Raw genomic sequence first — 22,254 nt, 5'->3', positions numbered from 1 at the left:
CGCTTAACTCATATTTAGAATAATTCTAAGTTATTGATTTTTAGAACGTTTCAAAAACATAAAATTTGACAGAACCACTCCTCCCCAGCCATAACCTGACTTAAATTGGTGGGTTTTTGAAGACTTACCTAAGTCTACCTTTGATGTTCGGGCCTTTAACCCCTGCGATTGGAGGAACCTTTGTTCGGTTCAACACGGTATTTTGCCAATATTGAAGTAAAAATCGGCGCGACACGCCGTATTTTTAATGATCAAAATAGCAACGAACAAAGTGTGTCACTCCGCATTGTGAGTTTTATACAATCACAGCGTATTGCAGATGCTGGAGTTTACTTTTCATGCTAGTCTGCAGCTGCAACGTTATTACCGATAAAGATATTGAGATCGTCGTCACACAGCTTCTCGATGAAGATTGCTGGCGATTAATTGTTCCTGGCACCGTCTATAACGCCATGTCGAAGAGCGGTCGCTGCTGTGGCTGCTTCCCAAACGTCGTAGAAACGATCATAAGGGTGACCGAAGAATACCATCTTCGTCACAACCAAATGGACGAAAACGTGGTCCTGTTCATGGATCGTGTGCGTTCTCTACGAGACAAATTCGGGAGTTCATGGAATGAAAGGCGAACCAAAGGTCATCGAGCGGCTTAACGAGGCACTGTTTCTCGAACTTGGCGCAGTAAACCAGTACTGGTTGCACTATCGTCTGCTCAACGACTGGGGGTTCACGCGTCTTGCTAAGAAAGAACGTGAAGAATCCATCGAAGAAATGCAGCATGCGGACAAGTTGATCGACCGCATCATCTTCCTTGAAGGCCATCCGAACCTGCAGCAGGTTGCGCCACTGCGCATCGGTCAGAACGTCAAGGAAGTTCTGGAATGCGATCTTAAGGGCGAATACGACGCTCGCGCATCCTACAAGAAGTCCCGCGAAATCTGCGATGAACTCGGTGATTATGTTTCCAAGCAGCTTTTTGACGAGCTTCTGGCAGATGAAGAAGGTCACATCGACTTCCTCGAAACCCAGCTCGATCTGCTCGCCAAGATTGGCGAAGAACGTTACGGCATGCTCAACGCAGCACCTGCCGACGCAGCCGAATAAATTCGGTTGAGTAAAACTTTAAGCCGGGGCTTTGCTCCGGCTTTTTTATTTGTTTTGTCTTTCGTAACGGTATGCGAACGCATAGGTTTGGTTTTTTCAGAATCCAAGCCTGTGGAAGTTTCTTATGACCGATGCCACCATATCCATTCGCAAAGCCATTGAGGCTGATCTTACGGCAATTGTAGCCATGCTTGCGGATGATGCGCTAGGGACCACACGCGAGGACAACAGCAGTCCGCTCAACCGATGCTACACTGATGCGTTTAAAGCCATATATAGCGACCCCAACCAATTACTCGCCGTCGTCGAGCATGATGGAAAAGTAACAGGCTGCTTACAGCTCAGCTTCATTCCGGGGCTATCGCGCAAAGGCATGTGGCGCGGGCAAATCGAAAGTGTGCGCATCGCCAGTGACACACGTGGCGGCGGCATCGGCAGGCAAATGATCGAATGGGCAATTGAACAATGTCGCGAACATGACTGCGGTCTGGTGCAACTTACAACCGATAAATCTCGTTCCGATGCCATACGCTTCTACAAATCGCTGGGCTTCGTTGACAGTCATGAAGGTATGAAACTGTCGCTTTAGAGCATATGCCAGCCGGAGTGAAGCGAGGATCGAAACGCGCTCGGCAAATAAAAAGGGCGCTTGAAGCGCCCTTTTTATTTAAATGTGTCACAGCTTATTGCGGCAGCTTGTCGTCAACGCCAGCAACGTAGAAGTTCAGACCGAGCAAGGTCTTGTCGTCAGCCTGTTCGCCTTCCTTGAGCCACTCGGAGCCGTCCTGCTTCTTGATCGGGCCAGTGAACGGCTTAAGTTCACCCGACTTGATCTTGGCTTCAGTTTCTTCAGCCATTTTCTTAACGTCATCAGGCATGTTGGTGTAAGGCGCCATCTTCACGAGGCCTTCCTTCATGCCCCACCAGATGTTCTGAGTCTTCCACGAACCGTCAAGAACTGCCTTGGCACGGTCGATATAGTATGGGCCCCAATCATCAACGATTGCCGTAAGCTGGGTTTCAGGACCGAACTTAATCATGTCCGAAGCCTGACCGAATGCCTTGATGCCACGCTCATGCGCAACCTGGATCGGTGCGGTCGAATCCGTATGCTGGGTGAGAATGTCTACACCCTGATCGACGAGAGCTTTAGCAGCATCCGCTTCCTTGCCCGGATCAAACCAGGAATTGACCCAGATGACCTTGACCTTGAAGTCTGGATTGACCGACTGTGCGCCGAGCATGAATGCATTGATGCCCTGTACGACTTCCGGCACGGGGACTGACGCGATGTAGCCTGCAACGCCCTTGGTCGACAGCTTGGCAGCAATCTGGCCCTGTACATAGCGTCCTTCATAGAAGCGCGCATTGTATGCTGACATGTTGTCTGCAGTCTTGTAGCCGGTTGCGTGCTCAAACTTCACATCCGGGAACTTGGCCGCCACTTTGAGTGTCGGGTCCATGTAACCGAAAGAGGTTGTGAAGATCAGCTTATTGCCTGCACGCGCCAGACGCTCAATCGAGCGTTCGGCATCCGCACCTTCGGGCACGTTTTCGAGGAAGGTCGTCTCCACCTTGTCACCGAGAGCTTCGATCATCTCCTTGCGGGCAACGTCGTGCTGGTATGTCCAGCCGAAATCACCTGGAGGTCCGATATAGATGAAGCCGATCTTCAGCTTGTCTTCTGCATGTGCCGCCCCACCAAGCATAAAGCTGGCCGCGGTGGCGATTGCCAACAACGTCTTTTTCATGTTCCCTGCGCTCCTTTTTCACCCTCAAAATAAAACAGCTGCCCGTGGGAGCCGAGATGCCGTTCAAAACTGTCACCTGTCCGGCACGAAAGGCTTGCCGAGCGATGCAGGCGTGTTCATCATCGTCAAACGCCTGTTGCGTGAGATGATAACCAGAACCACGATTGTCGCGATATAAGGTAAGGCCGACAAAAACTGCGATGGCAGGCCGAAGCCAAGCGCTTGCGCGTGCAGCTGGCCAATTGTGACCGCACCAAACAAATAAGCGCCGATCAGCACACGCCACGGACGCCATGAGGCGAACACGACAAGCGCGAGCGCTATCCAGCCGCGCCCTGCCGACATGTTCTCAACCCATTGCGGCACATAAACGAGCGAAAGCTGTGCACCAGCAAGCCCGGCGCAAGCGCCACCAAACAACACAGCAAGATAACGGGTGCGTACCACATGCACGCCGAGCGCATGGGCCGAGCCATGACTGTCACCAATGGCACGCAATTGCAGACCCGCCCGCGTGCGGAACAGAAACCACGTCACCCCAACAACCAGCAGAATGGAGATGTAGAAGATCGGGTCCTGCCCGAACAGGAAACGGCCGACATAAGGAATATCGCTGAGATATGGAATGCTGATTGCATCAAGCCGCACACCCGGCATACCGACAAAGCTTTCGCCGAGCATTGCTGAAGCACCAATGCCAAGAATGGTCAGTGCTAAACCGGTCGCAACCTGATTGGTCACAAGTGTGAGCGTCAGAAATGCAAAAATGCCTGAAAAGAGACTGCCTACAAAGATAGCAGCCAGCATGCCAAGCCAGGCCGAGCCTGTGTATTGTGCGGCGGCAAAGCCTGAAACCGCACCCATCAACATCATGCCTTCGACGCCAAGGTTCAGCACACCAGAGCGCTCGACGACCAGTTCACCAATTGCCGCTATCAACAAGGGGGTTGCCGCGGTTGCAATGGTGAGAAGAATTGCCTGTGTCAGGTCCATTGATCACACCTTCCCTGCTGAACGGCCCGCTACAAAGCGGATGCGATAATGGATGAGCGTGTCGCAGGCGAGCACGAAGAACAGGATCATGCCCTGAAACACACGGGCTGATTTTTCCGATATGCCAATGGCAACCTGTGCGGCCTCGCCGCCCAGATAAGACAGCGCAAGCACAAAGCCTGCAGCGATAGCGCCGATCGGATTAAGACGACCAAGGAAAGCAACGATGATTGCCGTAAAGCCGTAGCCAGGAGAAATGACCGGGCGAAGCTGTCCAATGGCGCCAGATGTTTCCGCAATACCGGCAAGACCTGCGAGCGCACCTGAAACAGCGAAGACAAAGAAGACCAGCTTGCCAGAACTGAAGCCAGCAAACCGGCCTGCCCTCGGGCTTTGCCCGATGACCTTGACCTCAAAGCCTTTCAGCGTTTTGGCCAGAAGGAACCACACTGCAACAGCAGCAACGATTGCAAATATGAAGCCCCAATGGGCGCGACCCGATGCGCTCCAGATTTCCGGCAAAACGGCACTTGGATTGAACTGGCGTGTTTCCGGGAAGTTGTAGCCTTCAGGATTGCGCCATGGTCCGCGCACCAGCCAGTCAAGGAACAGCTGCGCGACGTAGACCAGCATGAGGCTGGTCAGAATTTCATTGGTGTTGAAACGAACTTTGAGCAGCGCCGGAATGGATGCATATGCGGCACCGCCCGCCATACCCATCAGCATCATCAGCGGAAGAACGATCCAAAGCTGCAATTCTGGAAACATGACTGGCAAAACGGAGCCGGTGATCGCACCGATAATGAACTGACCTTCGGCGCCGATATTCCAGTTATTGGAAAGGAAGCACACGCAAAGGCCAACAGCAATCAAGATAAGTGGTGTCGCCTTGACCAGCAACTCGTGCCATGACCACACATCAAGCAATGGCTCGACAAAGAAGACATAAAGCGCCTGAAACGGGTCTTTGCCCATCAGTGCAAAGGCGAGACCGCCGAACACCATCGTGAGCGCCAGCGCCAGCAAAGGCGATACTGCGCTAAAAATTTTTGAAGGCTGAGGCCGTTTGACCAGTTCTATACGCATTATGCTGCCCCTGCCTGATCCGTGCCGGATACCCCGCCCATGAGAAGGCCGATCTTTTCCAGCGTCACTTCAGCGATGGGCATGGGATCAGAAAGCGCGCCATGATTCATGACAGCAATACGGTCGCTAATTTCAAGCAGTTCATCGAGATCCTGGCTGATGACAAGAACGGCAGAGCCGGAGCGCGCCAGATCGAGCAGTGCCTGACGGATATGCGCAGCAGCCCCGGCATCCACGCCCCATGTCGGCTGGTTCACAACCATGACAGATGGAGCGCGATCAAGTTCACGACCGATGATGAACTTCTGGAGATTGCCACCAGACAATGCAGAGGCCGGTGGGTTTTCAGCGCTCTTGCGAACATCCATCGTCTCAATAATGCGCTTTGCAGCGGAACGCAGCGCGCTTTCGGCAATCAGCTTCAGTTTACCACCGCGCAAAAACGTTTTCGCGTCAGTTTTATAGCGCGACAGGAAGAGATTATCCGTCAACGGCAGGGATGGCACTGCACCGTGACCAAGTCGTTCTTCGGGGACAAAGGCTGCACCCATCAAACGCCTTTCGCTGATGCCGAGTTTACCTGCATCTTTGCCCCGAATACGCACGGCTGACGCTGATGATTGAAGAAACTCGCCGGATACAGCTTCAAAAAACTCGCCCTGCCCGTTGCCCGCCACTCCCGCGATACCGACAACCTCACCTGCTTTTACCGAAAGCGAGATATTGTCGAGAGCCGTCGAAAAGGGGCCGCGCGGTGCCTGAGACAGGTTTTTAATTTCAAACAATGGTGTAGCCGTGGTTTCAGCTACATCAATCGGTTTGCGGGCTACGACCTTGATGTCATTGCCAACCATCATGCGTGCAAGCGATGCCGCCGTTTGCTCTCGCGGGTCGCAATGAGCGATCACCTTGCCATGACGGAGCACGGTTGCGCGATCACAAAGCCGCTTCACCTCTTCAAGCCGATGGCTGATATAAAGGATCGACTTGCCTTCTGATTTCAGGCGCTCCAGCGTCTCAAACAGCCGATCTGCTTCCTGTGGTGTCAGCACCGATGTTGGCTCATCGAGAATGATCAGATCCGGCTCTTGCAGGAGACAACGCACAATCTCGATACGCTGACGCTCACCCACCGAAAGATCGCCAACATGCGCCTGCGGATCAATAGGCAGGCCATATGCTTTTCCGATCTCGCGCGCACGTTTCGCCACTTCAGGAAGCGGCAATGAACCGTCAAGTGACAATGCAATATTCTCGGCAGCAGTCAGCGAGTCAAATAGAGAGAAATGCTGGAAAACCATACCGATGCCCAGCTTTCTTGCTGTGGCGGGCTGGGTGATCGTAACGCGTTCGCCCTTCCAGACGATTTCGCCCTCCAGCGGCTGTAGCGCACCGAATAGCATTTTAACGAAGGTGGATTTCCCAGCACCATTTTCGCCCAGAAGCGCGTGGATTTCCCCCTCTGCAATGACGAGATCTACCGCGTCGCAGGCTCTGAGTTGACCAAATACTTTGGTGAGCCGGCGGACATCTAAAAGAGGCCGGTCGGATAAAGGCGCTGACATTGTTCCCCGAGGTTATTTTTTTACGACCTTATCCAGCAAGACCGCAATTGAAAAGCCAAAAAGAAATCGGCGGAGGACATATGCACACCGCCGATATTGCCGAAGCACAATTCGATATCCTTATGGGAGCAGAATACTCGCGCCCGTCGTCTTGCGCGCTTCCAAATCTTCATGCGCTTTACGCACATCATTGAGCGCGTAAGACTGATTGATTTCTATCTTAACTGCACCGTTTGCTACAACGTCGAAAAGATCGTTTGCAGTTCTCTCCAGATCAGGGCGCTTCGCCACATAGTTGAACAATGTAGGACGGGTCGCAAAAAGCGATCCCTTCTGCGCAAGAATGTTCAAATCAAATGGCGGGATTGTTCCAGAAGACTGGCCGAAGCAGGCGAACATGCCAAGCGGCTTCAACACATCGAGCGAGCCCATATAGGTGTCGCGCCCAACCGAGTCATAGACGACGTCCACACCTTCGCCGCCGGTCAGTTCCTTGACGCGTTCGACGAAGTTTTCCGTGCGATAGTTGATCATATGGTCATAGCCGTGAGCCTTGGCAAGCGCGACCTTGTCTTCTGAACCTGCCGTTCCGATGACAGTCGCACCAAGATGCTTGGCCCACTGGCCTGCAATAAGCCCAACGCCGCCTGCAGCCGCATGAAACAGGATCGTGTGGCCGGGTTTGACGACGAAGGTCTGACGCAGAAGGTATTGCGCAGTCATGCCCTTGAGCATCATCGCAGCGGCCGACTTCAGCTCAATCGTTTCCGGCACTTTCAGCAAACGATCAGCTGGAAGAATACGCTCATCGGCATAAGAACCTGGTGTCGCCGCATAAGCAACGCGATCACCAACCTTGATACTATCGACGCCAGAACCCACAGCAACGACAGTGCCTGCGCCTTCATTACCGGGGATGAACGGCATCTGAGCCGCCTTGTAAAGCCCAGTCCGAAAATAGACATCGATGAAATTCAGGCCAATCGCCTCGTGGCGCACTTTCGCTTCACCCGGACCCGGCGCACCAATTTCAATCTGTTCATATTGCAGAACGTCAGGGCCACCAGTCTGATGGACGCGAATTGCATTGATCACGATGCTTCTCCAGTCGTTGTTTTCCTAGAGCGTCCTGCGCCTCTTGGGCGCTACATAAGGACACTTTGAACTATTGAATCTACGTATCGTGCTTTCCAAAAATCGATTCCGATTTTTGGGCCGATGCTGCAGCAGTCGCAGCCTCAGCGGCAATCACCGCAGCAGTCCGGCCAAGATTGGGGAAAAATTGCATGATGGCACCGATGAAGTAGATATAAAGCCCGGTCACGGTGATACCGACACGCACCCAGAGCGGCGCATCAAGTGTGTAGTACAGGCCTGCGGCACCGAAAGCGCACCACAGCAAGAAGACGGTCAGGTTCAGCGGACGCAGACGCACCACGCGCACCGGATGTAGGAAGCTGATAGGCAGGAATGAGAGGATCGCTGAAGCAACGACGATGGCGAAGGCTTCCCATTCGCCGGGTCTGACGATGAAGAGCGTGAACACCACCATATTCCAGACAACGGGGAAGCCTTTAAAGAAGTTCTCTTTCGTCTTCATGCCCGTATCGGCGTAATAAATGGCGCTCGAAACCACGATGATTGCGCCCGATATGAAGGACAGGTTCGTCCCCATAAACCCGCTTTGGTAAAGTGCGAAGGCCGGTATCAGCACGTAAGTCACATAGTCGATGATGTTATCGAGCAACTCACCAGACCAGTTGGGTAGCACGTATTTGACTTCGAGCTTGCGCGCGATCGGGCCATCAATACCATCAACAAACAGAGCCAGACCCAACCACCACCACATTGCGGTGTAGCGGCCATCGCTTGCCGCGACGATAGACAAAAACGCCAGAAACGATCCCGACGCGGTGAGCAGATGCACGGAAAATGCCTTCGCCTGCGGCGCGGTCACTTTCTTGGCTTTGAGTTTTCCGGTCAGTCTGGTTTTCACGCCGTTCGCCATTTCTCTTGAAGGCTACCCTCAATCTTCCAGCATTCATCCTGCCGGGTGCGGGTCAGCCAATATGACTCTGAGGCTCTAAGCCAAAAAGCCGTGATCTTGCATAAAGCTTTCCCCGAATAAGGTGAAAAGAGCAAGTAAGTCATGAGACAAAACCGCCCTCATTCCACCAAAGATTAGGTTTTAATTAACGCGACATTGGCCTTTTCAGCCTATTTGCGGTTAAGTGCGGCTGAAACAGAACGAATAAGAATCGCTTTCGGCCAGCATTTTGGCGAAGGATAGAATACGATGAATGACGTGGTTGTCGAGAAGCCCCTTACCGAGATCGTCATCAGTGGCGGTGGACCAGCCGGGATGATGGCAGCACTTGCTTTGAGCGCAAAAGGCTATCGGACATCATTGCTCGGCCCCGAAACCGACAAGGGCGACCGCCGCACGACCGCACTCATGATGCCTGCAATTCGCTTTCTCGATGAGATTGGCGTTTGGAACGACATTGCTCCGGAAGCAGCCCCTCTCGCCTCCATGCGCATTGTTGATGCAACGCGTCGCCTCATTCGCAGCCCAGCTGTTACATTTCGGGCCGGCGAGATCGACGAAGTGGCTTTTGGCTATAACATTCCAAACGCAACACTCAATCAGAAGCTTGCGGAGGCGGTTGAGAAAAACAGTGCGATTGAACGCATCACGCTTCCGGCAATCGAATATCGCAACAACGATGACCACGTGACAATCACGCTTGCAGGCGGCGATACACTCCATACGCGCCTTGTTGTTGCCGCTGATGGCCGCAACTCAAGTGCACGTGAGGCTGCAGGCATTCGTACGCGCCGTTGGAGCTATCCGCAAACAGCTGTCGTGCTTTCGTTCAGTCATACGGTCGACCATGAAAACATCTCGACCGAATTCCATACCGAGGAAGGCCCGTTCACACAGGTTCCGTTAAAGGGTAAACGATCCAGCCTCGTCTGGGTGGTCAATCCAGGACGTGCAGAAACGCTGCTCGCACTTGATGATGAAACACTTGGTCAGCGCATCGAAGAGATGATGCAGTCCATGCTCGGCAAGGTTACTCTGGACGTCCGTCCGCAGGCATGGCCACTGTCTGGTCTGGTTCCACATGCTTTTGCCGCCAAGCGCACTGTGCTGATAGGCGAAGCTGCTCACGTGTTTCCGCCAATCGGTGCGCAGGGCCTTAATCTTGGGACGCGCGATGTGGAAACGCTTGTAAAGGCCATCGCGAGTGATCCATCAGATCCGGGTTCTGATCGTGTCACGCGCGCTTATGATCGTGGTCGTCGCCCAGACATTCTGGCGCGTACAGGGTCTGTTGATGCTCTGAACCGGTCGCTCCTGTCACCAATGCTGCCAGCACAGATTGCACGCGGCGTGGGACTTGAAATGCTGCGTTCTTTTGCACCGCTCAGAGCATTCTTCATGCGCGAGGGTTTGCGTCCCGGCAGTGGTTTTTCGCAGTTTATGCCCAAGCTTCCAAGCTTGGGCGAACCCGGGAAAACTTCACCAAAGCAATAAAACGCCCCAATAAACGAACCTGAAACCTCCCGCAGCTTTATTTCGGCGCGCGGTGAACTACATATGTCTTATGAGTATGGCACAGATAAAACACGCTAAGTTTCAGATCGGACAGGTGGTCAAGCATCGACTGTTTCCGTTCCGCGGAATCATTTTCGATGTCGATCCGGAATTCGCCAATACGGAAGAATGGTATGAATCCATTCCCGAAGAAGGGCGTCCGCGTCGCGATCAGCCCTTCTATCATTTGCTGGCTGAAAATTCAGATTCGGAATATGTGGCCTATGTTTCGGAACAGAATCTTGTCCCGGATTTAAGCGATGAGCCGCTTCGCCATCCGCAGCTCAACGATATGTTTGAGCGTCTGGAAAACGGATCATATCGCGTGAAACTGCACGCAAACTGAACTTTTCTGGTCATTTCTGATTAGAAGGCACAACAAAAAGGGCGCTTTGAAGCGCCCTTTTTGTTTCATGACATCAGAACAGCTTAGTTAGCTGCACCCTTTGCCTTGGCCTGTTCAGCCTTCATCTTTTCTTCGAATTCCTTCTGGCGCTTTGCAACAGCGTCCTGAAGTTCCTTCTGACGTTCTTCAAGTTCAGACTGCTTCAGGCCTGGACCCGTAAGAGCTGCTGAGAAGCCGGTCAGTGCGACTGGAATCGGGTTCTGCTTGTTCTGGTAGTTGACCGAAGTCAGAGTTACCTTGCTGCCCTTCTTGAGAGCATTGATCAGATCATCGGAAAGCGGAGCTTCCGCAATGCAGCGATCTGGGAAGCAGATGCCGTATTCAAGCTTGGTTGGCTTGTTGTTGTCGATCTGCAAACCAACGCCAGCCGGGATCAAGCGGCCAATCGGAACAGTGACCTGAAAAATCTTACGATTGATCTTGCCCTTGATTTCGATGAGGTTGACAGCGGTTAGCAGCTGGCCGGAGTCAGCCGTGATAATATTCTGCGTGTTGCAGATGTCGTTATCTTCCTGCTTCGAGCAAACCTTGAACCAGCCCTGTGGCGGCTGCTGCTGTGCGGCTGCAGGCATCGTCGCAGAGGCAAGCAAGGCGAACGCGCCAGCAAATGCAGATGCGGCAGCGATTGTCTTCGTGCTGGTCATGATCAACAATTTCCTTTCAAGGCTTTGATCTTCCGTCTCTGGTTTGAGTCAGCGATAGACCGTCACTGATTTGAAAATGCGGCAACAGCGTGACCTCCGGAACTTATCGTCCCAATCCGAGGGCCGTGTTACAACGACTTCTGATATGAATCCAGATGGTCGACTGCATTCAGACAGCAAAATACGCCATATTTTTTGTTTTAATCAGCACTGTCACGCGCCAGACACGCTCTTAATCCGCACAAACGCAAGGTTCATGCTAATTTCGCCACACGAATCGATACTAAACTCACACTTATTTACAATGGACCTATTAAGTTGAACGGGGACGCGAGAAAGTTGACTGGATTGTTTGCTCTTTTCCGCAACACAGCTTTAGCAAGCCTGCTCGGCTTCTTTGCAGGTATTGCTCCAGCATGGGCAGAAGATAACGCATCGCCAAATTATGCGCTTTCAATGCATGGCGATGTGGCCCTGCCCGCTGACTTCACGCATTTTCCTTATGCGAACCCGAAAGCGCCCAAAGGTGGCGCGCTTAAAATGGGAGTCGTTGGTACATTCGATAGTCTCAATCCGTTCGTGCTCAAAAGCATGCGCACGACCGCCCGCGGTTTGTTCGGCGATCTAGACTTCGGCAATCTGCTCTATGAAACGCTCATGCAGCGCTCACGGGACGAGCCGTTTACCCTTTACGGACTGTTAGCCGAAAAAGTTGCAATCGATCCAGAACGCAAATGGGTAGATTTTACGCTTAATCCAAAAGCCAAGTGGTCTGACGGTAAGCCGGTCACTGTGGATGATGTCATCTTCACCTATGAGATTCTGACCGAGAAAGGTCGCCCACCCTATAACAACCGTATGAGCCGGATTGAAAAAATCGAGAAGACAGGCGAGCGCTCGGTGCGCTTTGTTTTCAATGACAAGTCAGACCGTGAATTTCCTCTGCTGATTGCAGCAACCATGCCGGTGCTTCCCAAGCATGCAATTGACCCCGCGACTTTCGGCAATTCGACGCTTAAAGCGCCGGTCGGCAGCGGTCCTTACACTGTATCCGGCATACAGCCAGGTCAGCGGATCATCTATAAACTGAACCCTGACTATTGGGGTAAGGACCTACCCGCCCGACGCGGGTTCGATAATTTCGAAACCCTGAGCATCGAATATTATCGCAACGAAACGGCCTTGTTTGAGTCCTTCAAGAAAGGACTGCTTGATGTGTTTCTTGAAGGCAATCCAACACGCTGGGAAAAATCCTATAATTTCCCGGCAGTGATACAAGGAAAGGTCATCAAAGAAAACTTCGAAAAAGGCACTCCAGCAAACATGCTGGGCTTTGTCTTCAACACACGCCGCCCGGTTTTCGAAGATCGCCGCGTGAGACAGGCGCTTGGGCTGCTGTTTGATTTTGAATGGGCCAATCGCAATCTCTTTGCCGATCAGTACAACCGCCTGCAAAGCTTCTGGGAAGGCTCTGAGCTATCATCCGTAGGCAAGCCCGCAAGCGCGCGCGAACGTGAGTTGCTGGCACCGTTCCCTGATGCGGTTCGCAAGGACGTTCTGGACGGGTCCTGGCACCCGTCGATCACAGACGGAAGTGGTCATGATCGTGGGCCAGCAAAGACAGCCTATGAGCTTCTGATTGAGGCTGGCTTCTCTTTCGAACACGGCAAAGCGATCGATCCATCCGGCAAGCCATTACAATTTGAGATCATGACGCGCTCGCCGGACGAGGAAAAAGTAGCGCTTGCCTATAAGCGCAATCTTGGACGCCTTGGTATCGATGCCGAAATTCGCAGCGCTGACGATGCACAATATCAGCAACGCCTGCAAACCTTCGACTATGATATGATCCTCGGCGCCCTGACCGGCTCGCTGTCGCCGGGCAACGAACAATGGCAGCGCTGGGGCTCAGCATCGCGCGAAGCCCAGGGGAGCTTCAATTATCCTGGCGTCGCCGATCCGGCGGTTGATGCCATGATCGAAGCGATGCTTGCAGCACGCAAACGTGAGGATTTCGTGAGCGCTGTACGCGCGCTCGACCGCATTCTCATATCCGGAGACTACTATATCCCGCTCTATTACCTGCCTTATCAGTGGGTTGCGCGCTGGGATCGGATCGGACATCCTGAGAAGACATCGCTGTATGGTTATCAGCTCCCAACATGGTGGCAGGTTGCCAAATAGCTTCAGTTGATAAGGCCGTAATTCACCCTACATTTTAGAACTATAGAGATAAGCGAGCAGGAGAACACATCTCCTGCTCGCTGAACGGAGCACCTTTATGACAGCAAGAAAAATCACCATCGATGTTGTTTCAGATGTCGTCTGCCCATGGTGCTTCCTTGGCCGTAAAAGACTTGAACAGGCCCTTGCTCTGGCGCCTGAAGTCGACGCCGAGGTCCGCTGGCGCCCCTATCAGCTCGACCCATCTTTGCCAGCACAAGGCAAGGATCGTCAGGCTTATATGCGCGAAAAATTCGGCACCGGATCAAAGATTGACGATATTCACAAACAACTCACCGAGCTGGGCGAAGAGAATGATATTGTCTTCGATTTTGAGGCTATCACACGTGCGCCGAACACGCTTGATGCACATCGCCTGATCCATTGGGCAGCACAAGCTGGTCTTGGCAAGCAGGATAAGCTCGTCGGCACCCTGTTCTCACTCTATTTCGAGCAGGGACAGGATATTGGCGATCACGACGTGCTTGTTGATGCTGCAGCCAGCATTGGCATGGAAGCACCAATTGTCGCCCGGCTTCTGCAAAGCAATGCTGACACGGATACGATCCGCGAGGAAATTGACACCGCCAATCGCATCGGTGTCCGCGGGGTGCCGTGCTTCATTATCGATCAGAAATATGCCGTCATGGGCGCGCAGTCAGCCGCTGTACTTGCTGAAGCTATTCAACAGACGGCCGAAGGATTTGAACCGGGTATTGCCGAAGATCGCTGACGATAAAGCACATCAAACAAAAAGCCCGTGCGTCCAGATGGAGCACGGGCTTTTTGTTTGAATATCAATAGAATGCTTACATGCTCTGATCAGACACGCGAACCAGAGTCCAGCATGGCTGCTTGGCAAATTCGTATTCCATATACTCGCCGCCATCCGTGCCCTTGATGACAACGACCTTATTGCCATTGGCGGCATCTTTGTATTCAGCCTGAAGCTTCTGCCGATCCAGGGTTGCCATATCTGGCATCACCGGCCATTCGACATCAGCGAGTGGAACTTCCTTGCTTGTCTTCTTTGGCTCTGGATCAGCTTCCATATCGAGGCCTTCAAAGATGACTGTCTTTGCGGTCTGAGCTTCCTGAATTACAATGTTGTGGCTGAAACGCGTGACAAAATTCTCAATACCTTCAACCTTGCAGTTGAGCGTGGTCAGAGCGAAAGCCGATTGGGAAGCCAAAACAAATGCAGCAGCAGTGCAGGAAATGCGCAAAGCATTCTTAAACATCAAAGTTCTCTCCGTTTTAAACTTCGGAACCAACAGGCGACTCCGAACCCTCAGTGTTTAATCTCTGTGTGCCTCAGCCACCAGTAGCGATTTTTGCAAGCTGAGTCATGATAACTGCCGAGCCGTTAAGCCGCTTTTCTGGTGTTGCCCAGTCGCGGATGAAAACGATACTCTGATCTGGTCTGATCTTGGCCATTGATCCCTGTTCCCCGATCATCTTCACGAGACCAACTGGGTTTGCAAAGGTTGCGTTGCGGAATTGGATAACCACGCCCTTTGGACCGGCATCGAGTTTTTCGACATTGGCGCGGCGGCACAGAGCCTTGATATAGACGATCTTGAGCAAATGCTGCACTTCTTCCGGCATCGGGCCGAAGCGGTCGATCAGTTCTGCGCCGAAGGCATCGATATCCTGTGGCTCAGCCAGATCGGCGAGACGGCGATAAAGTCCTAGACGCAACTGCAGATCCGGCACATAAGCTTCCGGGATCATAACAGCCGTACCAATCGCAATCTGTGGCGACCACTGGCTGTCTTCGACCTCAATTGTGCCCTTGAGGGTGGCAACAGCCTCTTCCAGCATCTGCTGGTAAAGCTCAAAGCCCACTTCCTTGATGTGACCCGACTGCTCTTCGCCTAGCAGATTGCCTGCACCGCGAATATCCATGTCGTGACTTGCGAGCTGGAAGCCTGCACCGAGTGTATCGAGCGACTGTAGAACCTTGAGGCGACGCTCGGCAGTGGCCGTCAATGTGCGTCCGGCAGGAAGTGTAAAGAGCGCAAAGGCACGCTGCTTGGAGCGTCCAACACGTCCGCGCAACTGATAAAGCTGCGACAGACCGAACATATCCGCGCGATGCACAATCATGGTATTGGCCGTCGGAATATCGAGGCCCGATTCCACGATGGTCGTGGACAAAAGCACATCATATTGGCCGTCGTAGAAGGCATTCATAATGTCATCAAGCATACCTGGTGCCATCTGACCATGAGCCACAGCAACTTTCAGCTCGGGAACATGTTCCTTGAGGAACTCCTCAATTTCGGTGAGATCGGCAATGCGTGGACAAACATAGAAGCTCTGACCGCCGCGATAGCGTTCGCGCAGCAACGTTTCGCGGATCACAAGTGGATCAAATGGCGAGACGAAAGTGCGCACAGCCATACGATCAACAGGAGGCGTCGTGATAAGCGACAGCTCGCGCACGCCCGTCAAAGCGAGCTGCAATGTACGCGGGATCGGTGTTGCTGACAGCGTCAGCACATGAATGTCTGACTTCAGCTCCTTGAGCCGTTCCTTGTGCTTGACGCCAAAATGCTGCTCCTCATCGATGATAAGCAGGCCAAGATTCTTGATCTTGATAGAATTGCCAAGCAGAGCGTGCGTCCCAACGACGATATCGACAGTGCCGTCTTCGAGGCCCTTTTTGGTGGCGGCAAGTTCTTTTGCGCCAACAAGCCGCGAGGCATGGGCTACATTGACTGGCAGGCCGTGGAAACGTGCGGAAAAAGTCTTGAAGTGCTGACGTGACAGAAGCGTGGTCGGTACGACCACCGCCACCTGAAACCCGCTTAGCGCTGCAACAAAGGCTGCACGCAATGCTACTTCTGTCTTGCCGAAACCAACATCACCGCAGATGAGACGATCCATTGGCTTGCCTGCCGCAAGGTCATCGGCAATGGCATCGATTGCACGCTGCTGGTCTTCGGTTTCATCATAAGGAAAGCGCGCTGCAAATTCAGCATAAAGTCCGTCGGGTGGCGTCATGGATGGCGCGCCACGCATCTGGCGTTCAGCGGCAATCTGGATCAGATGCCCCGCAATCTCCAGCAAGCGCTTCTTGAGCTTCGCTTTGCGCATCTGCCATGCGCCACCACCAAGCTTATCCAGAACAGCTTCAGACCCTTCCGACCCAAAGCGTGAAAGCAACTCGATATTTTCGACCGGCAGAAACAGACGATCATCGCCTGCATAATGAATCTCCAGACAGTCATGTGGCGCCCCCGCCGCCGTGATTGTCTTGAGGCCAATAAACCGGCCGATACCATGATCGACGTGGACGACGATATCACCAGCTGAGAGCGATGCTACTTCAGAAATGAAATCCTGATCGCGTTTGCGGCGCTTGGTGCGGCGCACAAGGCGATCACCGAGAATATCCTGCTCGGCAACGACGACCAGATCGCCCGCATCAAAGCCGCTCTCAACGGCAAGAACCGCCGCTGTAATCTTGTCACGCGAGAGTGCTTTGACCATCGAAAGGCGATCAACGGTTTCGATTTTCTCAAGTCCGTGCTCATCCAGCACCTGCAGCAGACGGTCGAGCGAACCTTCGGACCACGCCGCCACCAGCACCTTTTTGCCCGCGACGCGCAAATCGGCGATGTATTTCACCACCGCTTCAAAAAGGTTCACATCGGTTGCAGCACGTTCTTCAGCAAAGTTGCGGCCCTTGTGCACATCAGCATGAATGATCGAACGGCCAGAGACTTCTGGTGTACCAAATGGCGTCAGATCGATACGCAGGCCGACCAACGCGGCAAACGCTTCAACTTCCCGTGGCGTCAGATAAAGCGTTTCCGGCTTAACCGGCTTATAAGGAATAGCATCGCTGCCCGGCTCTTTACCTTCGGCCTGTCGCAGGCGTGCCTCGTAATGATCGACCACCATTGTATGGCGTTCTGTCAGCGCCTCATGCACCAGATGATCGAATACCACTGGCATATCGCCCGCGTGGTCGAACACAGTTTCAAGGTTGTCGTAGAAAAGCGGCAGCCAGTGTTCCATGCCCGCAAAGCGTCGCCCTTCACTGATTGCCTGATAAAGTGCATCGTCGCGCTGCGGCGCGCCGAACATGGCCACGTAATTCTTGCGGAAACGGCTAATCATATCCGGCGAGAGCGAAATTTCGCTCATAGGCTGAAGCACGAATTCCTTGCGCGCGCCTGTGGTGCGCTGCGATGCCGGATCGAACGCGCGGATTGTTTCGAGCGTGTCGCCAAAGAAATCGAGCCGCAGAGGCTCCTCTGAACCTGGTGCAAAAAGATCAAGAATGCCACCGCGCACAGCATATTCGCCAATGTCACGCACAGTCGAGACACGCTCAAAACCGTTGCGTTCCAGCCGTGCACCCAGATCGTTCATGTTGAGTTGATTGCCGGGACGCGCTGAAATCACCTGCTCGGCGATCGCGGCCTGTGGCGGCAGCTTTTGCAGAATGGCATTCGCCGTTGTGATGATGACTGCTGGATGCGGCGATTTTTTCAAGGACGCCAAAGCGGCAAGTGCCGCAAGCCTGCGCGCGCTGGCATCAGCCCCCGGCGATACGCGATCATAGGGAAGACAGTCCCACGCCGGTAGATGCAGAACCGGCAGATCAGGCGAAACGAAATTCAGTACCTGTTCCAGATCGGCAATGCGCTGGCCATCGCGGACAATATACATGACGGGACCGCGTTCACCGATCTCCTCGACCAGACGCGCAAGGCAAAACGCTTCGAAACCATCGGCGACGCCGTCGATAACGATATGCTTGCTGCTTTTAACGCCTGGACTGGTTTTAAGACCGAGTTTGCTGAATACGGGCATGGGGACTTATTCTCAGAATTCGATGCGGTCGCGGAAATCGATAATATCGCGGAACAGGGGCGTATCATGTTCTTCAGGTGTCGGGCTTTCGCCTGTCACCCATTTCAGAAGATCACGGTCGAGCACTTCAAGAATCTGCTCAAACTCATCAAGTTGAGCATCGGTGAAGCCAGCGAGATATTGATCCGCATATTGCCCAAGGATCAGATCCATCTCGCGCATACCACGGTGCCAGGCGCGAAACAGAAGCTTGCGACGCCTTACATCAAGATTTCCCGCCGCAAGTGTGCTGCCAGTCATTGTTCAAGCGCTCCATTTATAAAGTTCGAAGCCGGTATATAGCATCTGCTGCTCATCTGGGAACCCTTTAAGCCGTCAGAGCACTGTGCACCCAATTGGTCCCGCAAAGGCCGCTCTAAAGAGTTGAAACCGGTCACCGTACTCTCCAATAATCGATTCCGATTTTCGGGTCGATGCGTTAGAACAAAAATAGTACAAAAACCATTTCAAAGGCTTGCACAGAAAAGCAAAGCAGTTAATGCTCGCCACCATGCGTCCGTCTGTACTCGATCCGTTTTTTGCTTCCGTCCGCTCACTTTCAGGCATTGGCCCGAAAGTGGCTGCTTTGCTTGGCAAGCTTTTAGGAACGGATGTCCCCGGTGCCGAGCCGAAAGTTGGCCAACTTCTCTTTCTGCCGCCACATAGTGTGATCGACCGGCGCAATCGCCCCGGCATCGCTTTTGCGCAGGAAGGCGCGATCGTTACACTGGAGGTGATGGTCGATCAGCACCAGCCCGCGCCACGCGGTAGAGGAAATGTTCCCCATCGCGTGATTGCCCATGACGATACTGGTGAAATCATTCTCACCTTCTTCCATGCGCAATTGCCGTGGCTTGAAAAAATGCTGCCGGAAGGTGAAACTGTCGTTGTCTCCGGCAAGGTGGAATGGTTCAACGGGCGCGCCTCGATGGTACATCCGGATTATATCGCAAGCTTGGAAGATGCGGCTAACCTGCCGATGGTTGAGCCGGTCTATCCACTGACGGCTGGGCTTTCGTCCAAAACACTCGGGCGGGCGATGAAAGAAGCACTCACACGCGTACCAGTGCTACCAGAATGGATAGATCCACCGCTTCTCGCGCGCGAGCGTTTTCATACTTTCAAAGATGCACTCGATACAATGCATCTGCCGGAAGACCCGAGCGATGTTGCGCTCGAAAGCATCACGCGGCGCAGATTGGCTTATGACGAGTTTCTGGCAGGGCAGTTGGCTTTGGCACTAGTGCGTGCCAAAACACGCCGTCTTTCAGGTCGCCCGCTTGAAGGCAATGGCCGCATCGTTGCTGAAATCATGCGCCACCTCCCCTATAAACTGACCGGGAGTCAGGATCAGGCGGTTCACGAGATCATCACCGATCTAAAATCTCCAGAGCGTACGCTTCGCCTGCTACAAGGCGATGTCGGCTCGGGTAAGACCGTAGTGGGCCTTTTATCGATGGCACATGCAGCAGAATCTGGGGGGCAATCGGCCCTGATGGCACCAACAGAAGTGCTGGCACGACAGCATTTTGCAACCATTGCGCCTCTGGCTGAAAAAGTTGGCCTGAAAACTGCCCTCCTCACCGGACGCGATAAAGGGAAAGAGCGCAACACTGTTCTCGAAGGCCTCAAGAGCGGTGACGTCGATATCGTCATCGGCACACATGCGCTTTTTCAGGAAAAGGTCGAGTATCACGATCTTGTCTTCGTTATTATTGACGAGCAACATCGTTTCGGCGTGCATCAGCGACTGATGCTGACGGCAAAGGGCAGCGCGCCCGATATGCTGGTGATGACGGCAACGCCTATTCCGCGCACGCTGGTTCTAACCGCATTTGGCGATATGGATGTGTCCAAGCTCACCGAAAAGCCAGCCGGCCGCCAACCGATCACCACGGCTATTCTGCCAATAGAGCGCTTGGGTGAACTCGTTGAGCGCATCCGTAAAGCTGTGAACGAAGGGCAAAAAATCTACTGGATTTGCCCGCTCGTGGAAGAATCCGAGGTTGTCGAGCTGACCTCGGCCGAAGAACGCTTTGAATCGCTCAAATCTGCTTTTGGCAACAAGATCGGACTCATTCATGGCCGCATGACTGGCGTTGAGAAAGACGAAGCCATGCGCGCTTTCAAACAGGGGGAAACGCGGCTTCTGGTAGCAACGACTGTCATTGAAGTTGGTGTTGATGTGCCGGATGCCACCATCATCGTCATCGAACATGCCGAGCGTTTCGGTCTCTCCCAATTGCATCAGTTACGCGGACGCGTGGGGCGTGGCGACAAGCCTTCCACATGCCTGCTGCTTTACAAAGGCCCGCTTGGAGAAATCGGTCAGGCACGTCTCAAGGTGATGCGCGAAACGGAAGACGGGTTCCGCATTGCCGAGGAAGATTTGAAGCTGCGCGGCGAAGGAGAACTGCTCGGCACCCGCCAGTCCGGCACACCGGGTTTTCGCCTTGCGTCCATAGAAGCACATGGTGATTTACTGGAAATTGCGCGCAAAGATGCCCGTTATATTCTGGCAAGCGACCCCGATCTAGAGGGCGAACGCGGGCAAGCGCTGCGAGTACTGCTCTATCTCTTTGGTCGTGATGAAGCGATCCGCCTACTTCGGGCAGGATAAACCTTGTCGCGGAAAAGTGGAAACCGCCTTCGCGGGGAAATCAGTCCATTGGACTGATTTCTGATCCCGCTACGATCCGATAACGACATGCATAAAAGTTAGAACAAAAATGGCCGCATTGTTGCGGCCATTCCATTCATTTATCAAAGTCTATCTATAATAGACTGTTTTTATTTCACTCTACAGTCACCGACTTCGCGAGATTACGCGGCTGATCGACGTCAGTACCCATAAGAATTGCGGTGTGATAAGCCAGCATCTGGATCGGCAGAGCATAGACCAGCGGCGTGATAAATTCTGGCACGTCAGGCAGAACGATGGTTGCCATCGTATCAAGACTTGCTGCCGCTGCACCCTTCTTATCAGTAATCAGAATAATACGACCGCCGCGAGCTGCCACTTCCTGCATGTTGGATACAGTCTTCTCATAGAGACGATCCGACGGTGCAATGACGATTACCGGCATGGTTTCATCGATCAGCGCAATCGGTCCGTGCTTCAGCTCACCAGCCGCATAGCCTTCAGCATGAATATAGGAAATTTCCTTGAGCTTCAGCGCACCTTCCATCGCCAGTGGGAAGGACGTGCCGCGACCGAGGTAAAGCACATGATTGACTTTGGCCAGCTCATGACAAACAGCCGCAATCTGGTCTTCAAGCTTCAACACCTGATTGATGAAACGCGGCGCTTCGGAAAGCTGGCGCACCAGCTCCTGCTCGCGTTTGTCGTCAATCACCCCGCGCGCCTTTGCGGCAGCAATTGCAAGTGACGCCATAGTCGAAAGCTGACAGGTGAATGCCTTGGTCGAAGCAACACCGATTTCAGGACCGGCAAGCGTGGGAAACACAGCATCCGATTCTCGCGCAATGGTCGAGCCGGTCACATTGACCACAGAGGCGATTTTCAAGCCCTGCTGCTTGCAATAACGCAGCGAAGCCAGAGTATCAGCCGTTTCGCCGGATTGCGAAACGAACATCGCCAGCGAATCCTTTGAAAGCGGCATTTCGCGATAACGGAATTCCGATGCAATATCGCTGTCGACCGGCAAACGCGCAATCTGCTCGAACCAGTATTTGCCAACTGAGGCTGCATAAAAAGCGGTGCCACAGGCAGAAATGGTCAGACGATCAACCTTGCTAAAATCAATACCGACTGCTTCTTCACGCACTTTTCCGGTGGTGAAATCGAGATAGTTTGCAAGCGTATGGGAAATAACTTCCGGCTGCTCGAACATCTCCTTCTGCATGAAGTGGCGATGATTTCCCTTCGACACCAGCATATTTGCAGTCTGTGATTTTTGGACCTCGCGCTCGACCTCGGCATTGGTTTCGTCATAGACGGTTACACTCTTGCGTGTCAGCACAGCCCAATCGCCATCTTCCAGATAAGCAATTG

Annotated in this window: 19 protein-coding genes; 8 read left to right on the top strand and 11 right to left on the bottom strand. The window is 53.2% G+C overall.

The annotated features are described in order from the left end of the window. Positions 1 to 338 precede the first annotated feature (338 nt). The 3 genes from OIV19_RS03280 to OIV19_RS03270 all read left to right on the top strand — a co-directional run bounded on the left by OIV19_RS03280 (position 339) and on the right by OIV19_RS03270 (position 1,690). On the top strand, positions 339 to 650 hold the full coding sequence (locus OIV19_RS03280) for a (2Fe-2S)-binding protein (protein ID WP_151091846.1): 312 nt from the start codon (positions 339 to 341) through the stop codon (positions 648 to 650). Then, positions 616 to 1,101, top strand: coding sequence for a bacterioferritin (gene bfr, locus OIV19_RS03275; RefSeq protein WP_095444203.1), 486 nt, complete (start codon positions 616 to 618; stop codon positions 1,099 to 1,101). The genes OIV19_RS03280 and bfr overlap by 35 nt, the downstream gene beginning before the upstream one ends. Before the next feature lie 124 nt (positions 1,102 to 1,225). Beyond that, on the top strand, positions 1,226 to 1,690 hold the full coding sequence (locus tag OIV19_RS03270; protein ID WP_191793311.1) for a GNAT family N-acetyltransferase: 465 nt from the start codon (positions 1,226 to 1,228) through the stop codon (positions 1,688 to 1,690). A 94-nt stretch (positions 1,691 to 1,784) separates the two neighbouring features. Here OIV19_RS03270 and OIV19_RS03265 read toward each other — a convergent pair whose 3' ends face one another. The 6 genes from OIV19_RS03265 to pcsA all read right to left on the bottom strand — a co-directional run bounded on the left by OIV19_RS03265 (position 1,785) and on the right by pcsA (position 8,504). Next, positions 1,785 to 2,852, bottom strand: a complete 1,068-nt coding sequence (locus tag OIV19_RS03265) for a BMP family ABC transporter substrate-binding protein (protein ID WP_151092851.1) — start codon at positions 2,850 to 2,852, stop codon at positions 1,785 to 1,787. A 72-nt stretch (positions 2,853 to 2,924) separates the two neighbouring features. Further along, complete coding sequence (locus tag OIV19_RS03260; RefSeq protein WP_264230668.1) at positions 2,925 to 3,845, bottom strand: ABC transporter permease; 921 nt, start codon at positions 3,843 to 3,845, stop codon at positions 2,925 to 2,927. A 3-nt stretch (positions 3,846 to 3,848) separates the two neighbouring features. After that, positions 3,849 to 4,931, bottom strand: a complete 1,083-nt coding sequence (locus OIV19_RS03255; protein WP_191793215.1) for an ABC transporter permease — start codon at positions 4,929 to 4,931, stop codon at positions 3,849 to 3,851. Further along, a complete protein-coding gene (locus OIV19_RS03250) occupies positions 4,931 to 6,496 on the bottom strand; it encodes an ABC transporter ATP-binding protein (RefSeq protein ID WP_264230667.1) in 1,566 nt (521 codons plus the stop codon). Before OIV19_RS03250 ends, OIV19_RS03255 begins: the two co-directional genes overlap by 1 nt. Before the next feature lie 120 nt (positions 6,497 to 6,616). Then, positions 6,617 to 7,591: a quinone oxidoreductase family protein gene (locus tag OIV19_RS03245; protein ID WP_264230666.1), complete on the bottom strand. Its 975-nt coding sequence runs from the start codon at positions 7,589 to 7,591 to the stop codon at positions 6,617 to 6,619. A gap of 79 nt (positions 7,592 to 7,670) precedes the next feature. Further along, complete coding sequence (pcsA, locus tag OIV19_RS03240) at positions 7,671 to 8,504, bottom strand: phosphatidylcholine synthase (RefSeq protein WP_264230665.1); 834 nt, start codon at positions 8,502 to 8,504, stop codon at positions 7,671 to 7,673. A gap of 288 nt (positions 8,505 to 8,792) precedes the next feature. On the opposite strand from pcsA, the gene OIV19_RS03235 reads away from it, so the two are divergent. Then, positions 8,793 to 10,037: a UbiH/UbiF family hydroxylase gene (locus OIV19_RS03235; RefSeq protein WP_264230664.1), complete on the top strand. Its 1,245-nt coding sequence runs from the start codon at positions 8,793 to 8,795 to the stop codon at positions 10,035 to 10,037. A gap of 70 nt (positions 10,038 to 10,107) precedes the next feature. After that, positions 10,108 to 10,443 carry a heat shock protein HspQ gene (gene hspQ / locus OIV19_RS03230; RefSeq protein ID WP_095444194.1) on the top strand — a complete coding sequence of 112 codons (336 nt, stop codon included), beginning with the start codon at positions 10,108 to 10,110 and terminating at the stop codon, positions 10,441 to 10,443. 83 nt (positions 10,444 to 10,526) lie between these two features. Here hspQ and OIV19_RS03225 read toward each other — a convergent pair whose 3' ends face one another. Continuing rightward, on the bottom strand, positions 10,527 to 11,147 hold the full coding sequence (locus OIV19_RS03225) for an invasion associated locus B family protein (RefSeq protein WP_024900261.1): 621 nt from the start codon (positions 11,145 to 11,147) through the stop codon (positions 10,527 to 10,529). A gap of 456 nt (positions 11,148 to 11,603) precedes the next feature. On the opposite strand from OIV19_RS03225, the gene OIV19_RS03220 reads away from it, so the two are divergent. Together OIV19_RS03220 and OIV19_RS03215 are read left to right on the top strand one after the other, a co-directional pair. Continuing rightward, positions 11,604 to 13,331 (top strand): extracellular solute-binding protein, encoded by a 1,728-nt coding sequence (locus OIV19_RS03220; RefSeq protein ID WP_264230955.1) that lies wholly within the window; start codon positions 11,604 to 11,606, stop codon positions 13,329 to 13,331. A 97-nt stretch (positions 13,332 to 13,428) separates the two neighbouring features. Continuing rightward, entirely contained in the window at positions 13,429 to 14,103 is a 675-nt protein-coding gene (locus OIV19_RS03215; RefSeq protein ID WP_264230663.1) for a DsbA family oxidoreductase, read from the top strand. A gap of 76 nt (positions 14,104 to 14,179) precedes the next feature. On the opposite strand, the gene OIV19_RS03210 is transcribed toward OIV19_RS03215, so the two are convergent. The 3 genes from OIV19_RS03210 to OIV19_RS03200 all read right to left on the bottom strand — a co-directional run bounded on the left by OIV19_RS03210 (position 14,180) and on the right by OIV19_RS03200 (position 18,500). Next, positions 14,180 to 14,611, bottom strand: coding sequence for a hypothetical protein (locus tag OIV19_RS03210; protein ID WP_151092835.1), 432 nt, complete (start codon positions 14,609 to 14,611; stop codon positions 14,180 to 14,182). Between the two features lie 73 nt (positions 14,612 to 14,684). After that, a complete protein-coding gene (gene mfd, locus OIV19_RS03205; RefSeq protein WP_151092833.1) occupies positions 14,685 to 18,200 on the bottom strand; it encodes a transcription-repair coupling factor in 3,516 nt (1,171 codons plus the stop codon). Positions 18,201 to 18,212: 12 nt separating this feature from the next. Beyond that, positions 18,213 to 18,500: an FAD assembly factor SdhE gene (locus tag OIV19_RS03200; protein ID WP_264230662.1), complete on the bottom strand. Its 288-nt coding sequence runs from the start codon at positions 18,498 to 18,500 to the stop codon at positions 18,213 to 18,215. A 238-nt stretch (positions 18,501 to 18,738) separates the two neighbouring features. Here OIV19_RS03200 and recG point away from each other — a divergent pair, with 238 nt between their 5' ends. Beyond that, positions 18,739 to 20,859, top strand: a complete 2,121-nt coding sequence (gene recG / locus OIV19_RS03195; RefSeq protein ID WP_264230661.1) for an ATP-dependent DNA helicase RecG — start codon at positions 18,739 to 18,741, stop codon at positions 20,857 to 20,859. A gap of 175 nt (positions 20,860 to 21,034) precedes the next feature. Here recG and glmS read toward each other — a convergent pair. Continuing rightward, positions 21,035 to 22,254: glutamine--fructose-6-phosphate transaminase (isomerizing) (gene glmS / locus OIV19_RS03190; protein ID WP_264230660.1), on the bottom strand; the 1,220-nt coding region annotated here is incomplete at its 5' end.

It is taken from the genome of Brucella sp. HL-2 (assembly GCF_025846885.2).
GTDB classification, from domain to species: Bacteria; Pseudomonadota; Alphaproteobacteria; order Rhizobiales; family Rhizobiaceae; genus Brucella; species Brucella quorumnocens.
The sequence above is the reverse complement of the archived record's forward strand: the minus strand, read 5'-3'. Positions and strand labels throughout refer to the sequence as shown.

Coding starts and splice junctions, on each gene's coding strand:
- OIV19_RS03255 (WP_191793215.1), bottom strand. CDS start 4,931: ATGCGTATAGAACTGGTCAAACGGCCTCAGCCTTCAAAAATTTTTAGC.
- OIV19_RS03280 (WP_151091846.1), top strand. CDS start 339: ATGCTAGTCTGCAGCTGCAACGTTATTACCGATAAAGATATTGAGATC.
- OIV19_RS03220 (WP_264230955.1), top strand. CDS start 11,604: ATGCATGGCGATGTGGCCCTGCCCGCTGACTTCACGCATTTTCCTTAT.
- OIV19_RS03250 (WP_264230667.1), bottom strand. CDS start 6,496: ATGTCAGCGCCTTTATCCGACCGGCCTCTTTTAGATGTCCGCCGGCTC.
- OIV19_RS03200 (WP_264230662.1), bottom strand. CDS start 18,500: ATGACTGGCAGCACACTTGCGGCGGGAAATCTTGATGTAAGGCGTCGC.
- OIV19_RS03210 (WP_151092835.1), bottom strand. CDS start 14,611: ATGTTTAAGAATGCTTTGCGCATTTCCTGCACTGCTGCTGCATTTGTT.
- hspQ (WP_095444194.1), top strand. CDS start 10,108: ATGAGTATGGCACAGATAAAACACGCTAAGTTTCAGATCGGACAGGTG.
- OIV19_RS03265 (WP_151092851.1), bottom strand. CDS start 2,852: ATGAAAAAGACGTTGTTGGCAATCGCCACCGCGGCCAGCTTTATGCTT.
- OIV19_RS03235 (WP_264230664.1), top strand. CDS start 8,793: ATGAATGACGTGGTTGTCGAGAAGCCCCTTACCGAGATCGTCATCAGT.
- mfd (WP_151092833.1), bottom strand. CDS start 18,200: ATGCCCGTATTCAGCAAACTCGGTCTTAAAACCAGTCCAGGCGTTAAA.
- recG (WP_264230661.1), top strand. CDS start 18,739: ATGCTCGCCACCATGCGTCCGTCTGTACTCGATCCGTTTTTTGCTTCC.
- OIV19_RS03260 (WP_264230668.1), bottom strand. CDS start 3,845: ATGGACCTGACACAGGCAATTCTTCTCACCATTGCAACCGCGGCAACC.
- pcsA (WP_264230665.1), bottom strand. CDS start 8,504: ATGGCGAACGGCGTGAAAACCAGACTGACCGGAAAACTCAAAGCCAAG.
- bfr (WP_095444203.1), top strand. CDS start 616: ATGAAAGGCGAACCAAAGGTCATCGAGCGGCTTAACGAGGCACTGTTT.
- OIV19_RS03270 (WP_191793311.1), top strand. CDS start 1,226: ATGACCGATGCCACCATATCCATTCGCAAAGCCATTGAGGCTGATCTT.
- OIV19_RS03225 (WP_024900261.1), bottom strand. CDS start 11,147: ATGACCAGCACGAAGACAATCGCTGCCGCATCTGCATTTGCTGGCGCG.
- OIV19_RS03215 (WP_264230663.1), top strand. CDS start 13,429: ATGACAGCAAGAAAAATCACCATCGATGTTGTTTCAGATGTCGTCTGC.